Origin of the sequence: Gilliamella sp. B3801, assembly GCF_026536645.1 — a bacterium.
GTDB classification, from domain to species: Bacteria; Pseudomonadota; Gammaproteobacteria; order Enterobacterales; family Orbaceae; genus Gilliamella; species Gilliamella apicola_I.
In genome coordinates, this window is sequence record NZ_JAFNNR010000019.1 from 1 (window position 1) to 4,952 (window position 4,952).

The following is a 4,952-nucleotide window of genomic DNA, read 5'->3' on the forward strand; positions in this document are numbered from 1 at the left end:
CGCATCAATCGCTGAGTGGGTTCGGCTGTTGTCTATATCAATGCTGACATGACCTTTGATCATGGCAATATATTTATACGCTGAATTTTTGTCTAACTCATTTTGTGTTAACGGGTTAAACACAAAGTTATCGCTATTTCCGGCTATGACACTGTCCGCAATTAATTCCGTTCCTTCCGGTGTGCTAACCATAATTTGATAGTTACCGCCTTTCGGTAATTTTTCAAACTGATAGTAACCTTGTTTGCCATTCACCGTTTTGGTGTCAACTTTTTTAAGTTCAACATAATCCGTTGCACCCGGTGCCTGATAATTAAGGGTCACATTGATGCCATTACGCCCTTCGTTATCCTGTCTGTCTTTGCTGTCATTTTCATCAATCCAGACGACACCATCGATTTTTTGTTTTCCTACCAACAGATAATTATTATCCAGTGAGCCTTGTTTTGGTAAACTCGCAACCGGAATAACAATATGTTTCGGATCTTTACCTGCTGAGCTTTGTTTAAACTCATGGTCGGCATTAGCGCCTAATTTCAGCACCACAGAATAGTTAGCACTATTACCAAACATCAAATTAGGGAATTGATACTCACCATCCACGGTTTGTTGGGTCATTAATAACTTACCAGTACCATCTAAACCGTCATGCAATTCAACGGTATACGAGATCGCACTATCAAGTAAATAGGTAAACGCCTTTGTAGGATCTAAATCGTTATTATTATCGGCATAATCGACGAAGATTTTCCCTTGAATACCGTTAGCACTTGCTTCTTTATAATAGAAACTATTACCAAAGACACCAGTATTGGTTATTTGAATATTGGATAAAGTACTGATTGGTTGAGTTGAACCTTCACTATTTTTAACTAATGAATAACCATCCGGCGAGGTTACAACATTAATACTGTACTTACCGGAAGGTAAGTTATAGAAATGATATTCACCTTTATCATTGGTATATTGACGAGCGATCTCAGTTCCGTTTGAATCAACTAGACCAATCAATACATGATCAATTGGTAATTCAGGTGATGTACCGTCAATAATAGTTTTACCCGCAATACCACTATTGATTGCTTGATTACTGCTTATACCTGCCGCCGGTGAACTGTTTGAACTACCTGCTAATAGGAAGGATTGGTTTTGTACAGTTCGTCCAATATCTTTAAAGGTTATTGTGTCTAAAGTTGCACTAGCTTTTTGATTAGCATTTGAAATAACGCCATAATTGCTTGTAGGAACAACTTGAACTACGTAGTCCGTATTAAGATCAATTCCAGTGAAACTATAATAGCCTTTCTCATTAGTAGTACTTTCAAGATAGTTAATAAGAGAATTATTCAATTTTTTAAATAATTTAACCTTAACATTCGATACAGGAAGATCACCTGTTTTATCAAAACTAATATCCGTTCTACCATTGTTGTTAATATCAACCATTACATAACCTGCAATAGCTGCATCACCATTTTTCTTATAGATGAAATCTAAATTACCACCTGATACTTTTGGTGTTTGTGATGTAATTTTAATATTTGGTACAGTATCAAACTCTGATTTTAGTTCATAAACGCTTACATCCAAGCCTTCTTCTGTAACTTTAATGGTATAAGTATCATTAAATAAATTTTGGAAAGTGTAAATACCAGATTTATCGGTTTTAGTTTTAACATAGAATTTTCCATCACGATATAATTCAACCGTTACTCCGGCAAGTGGCACATCACTTTTACTAGCATTGAAGTTACCATCCTCATCATAGTCAAAATAAAGTCGACCACTGATTTCGGTAGGTTGTTTCAGTTTTACTATCCAATACTGATCAGTTGCACCAGCAGATGGAATAGGGGCAACTTGTAAAAACTCTGGTTTTTTCAGTTCACTAGGAATAAGCTTGCCTTGAGGTTCATTACCACTAGCAACTAATTCAAATTGTTGTGAATCTAGTCCACGTAATCTAAGAATTATATTAGTTAAATACAAATTACCACGAGGTGAATTAGTGTCATTATAAACAAATTCGCCCGTATATTTTACATTGTTATCGACAAAGTCAGATTGATTTAAAATAGCGCTAACATTTCCATTATTGTATCCATTATAGAAACGAGGCGTAAAAAAGCCTTCTACTCTAAGCGCATCTTTATTATATCTCATTAACTCTTGACTTGTTAATAAAACCGCATCTTCTATTTTTTTGGAACCTGTAATATCTAGGTAAAGATTTCCTGATATTCCTTTAGATGCTTTTGATGCTTGCATAATATATTGACTAGATTCAACATTATTAGCTAAAGTACCATCGGCCAAGACTTCTATGTCAAAAATACCTACAGCTGTAGCAGGATCTTTGTCGGCAATATCAATATAACTATAATTAGTATTATCTGGATCATGTATAATGCGATATTTACCTTTTGGTAAACGGTTAAGAATTAAATTCTGATAAAAATCTCCGCCAGTCATCCATTCTTGGTAAGTACTTCCATCCCAATAAAGAACTTTAAATCTACCATAACCTTGTTCTTTGGAACCATTACCTTCATACTCACCATTTCCATCTAAATCATTGATAGGAATAAAGGTAATTGCATTACTTTTACCTTGCATTAAAAAGTTATGGATAATAGGTAAATCTATTTTATCAAAACGAATCGTTTGCAACTGAGCAAGACCTTGTTTTGGATCTGTTACTGCCTCAGTATCTGAGCGAACAACTTTAATGATAAAATCTTTCCCACTCGTCAGTCCATCATTTCCAGTGAACTCATAACGCCCTGTTTTATCGGTTTTTTGTGAAGCTAATACACTCTTACCTGAGCGTGAAGTACAATCATTATTATCTTTACATAATAAAACTGTCGCATCAAACAATGGTCTATCAAAGGCATCAGCCGTCCCACCTACAGTAAGTATACCGTCTCCTCTGTAAGTATCTAAATAAACTGTACCTTTAGCAATATAATCTCGTTGTTTTAATTTAAACCAGAAATTAGTATCTTTAGTATAGTTTTGACCACCTTTTACTTTTACAATAATGCTAGAAGTTTCATTAACAATAGTATCGTTTTGATCATTACGTTCTAATTCAATAGCATTTTTATCCGCATTACTGCCAGCGCCGAAAGCAGATTGAACAACTACTCGATATTCACCATCAGGTAACTTGGTAAAGTTATACCAACCATCATTGTTTGTTCCCATAACAGCAATATCATCACGTTCCCAATTGCCAGTAGATACTTGTTTATGCTGTAAAACGACACGAGTGTATCTAATAGGCGTATCTAACTTAGGATCATAATTACCGGTGGTACCAACATGGCTATTATTTAAGTAAACATAGCCCGAAATACTGTTAGGCGTTTTACCTCTAAAATATACAATAGAAAAACCACCCAATCTTTCGGTAGCGCTTGCATTATTTGCAACCGATCTTACTCGATATTCTTGTGTAACACTTTGGATATCTAAATAATTTGAATCATATCCAATAATTTTGTAAGTATAAATTCCACCATGATCAGAATTAATCCTAGCTCGTTGAGCACGCGAGTAATCATCTGGACCTTTTAGATATTTAGCATATAAACGTGTCCCATCTAATTTGGTCGCAGGCGTGACACCATCTTCTTCAAAAAAAGCAACCTCTAGATAAGGTCCGGTACTTAATTCACTAATACCATTTTGTATACCACCCCAGTTTCCGTGGTTATTTGTAGACTGTAAGCTACTTTCTACAGCTAATAGACTTGGTGCAATGATTGAATACCAAAAGTTTTGGTTTGACTTAGTACCGCCATTTAAATTGGGAATAATAATCTCTTTCGGAGCAATTTTGTCTTGCTTACCATTGCTGAGTTTTACTTTACCTTTATGAGTACTTTTTGATTCAGATGAGGTACTGGTTGATTTACCATCTGTATCGCCAATAAAGAAATATTTGGTCGTATCAATACCAGATTCATCTAAAACGACTTTATAATCTTTATTCGCTCTTAGTCCTCCAAATTTATAAGCCCCCGCTTTATTAGTGGTTTGTTTAGCAATTAATATCCAACTATTACCATCATGTTGATAAAGATTGACTGGCGTGTTAAGAAAGGTACTACCATCCTTAGGTAGAGTATTTCCTGTTTTACCCCCATCTGGGCCGTCTTCAGGGAATTGTTCTGAACCTAATGCAAATACCGAACCTGATATACCTGCTAAAGTTGTATCGTTCGGATCAATATTTAACAAAAATGTCGGGCCACTTGTTTGACCGATTGCATCAGTTATTTTAACAGTTTGTTCGGTTTTATTCTGTGGAATATAAGGTGCTTTTACATTGGTTACTTTTATGTCATAACTTGCAACAGCTAGATCTCTAAAACGATAACGGCCATTATCAGTTGTAGTTATTGTTCCTGTACCTAGTACTTTGGTTGTCGTGCCGGGATAGTAAAGCTCGACATTCATATCAATCGCACCGGTATCAGAGCCTACTGTATAGATCCCATCACCATTTTGATCAATAGCGACAACTCCGTCAATACCCCATTCATTACGTGGTTTAACATTAAATTGCCCTTTTTGATTTTTACCCGCCATATTAAAGCTAATTTTATTAACGTAGGCGTTTTTACTGTCTGGTAATGTTGCATCCCATAAAGCATATTTGATTTTATTACTTGAGTCAGCAACAAAATCTGCTGTATCAACCGTCATGTCATACAGATGCCCTTTTAAGGTATTTTTAAGTTCAACTACACCATCATTATTGGTTGCAAAAACAATTTGCCTTGAAGAAGAGGTATGAATCAACCTAACAGGAATATTCTTTGCACCATTTCCTTTGTCGTCTTTTATCTCTAAGTTGATATCACCGCCTTGCCCTTTGATAAATAAGTTCTGAGCAGACGCACCGGTATCAACGATAAGTTGCACTGAACGATCAATGGTTT

General features: G+C 35.5%; 1 protein-coding gene. It reads right to left on the reverse strand.

Features of this window, described 5'->3' with window-relative positions:
* Positions 1-4,952 (reverse strand): SdrD B-like domain-containing protein (locus J3U14_RS11570; protein WP_267369687.1); only part of this gene is annotated, 4,952 nt, incomplete at both ends.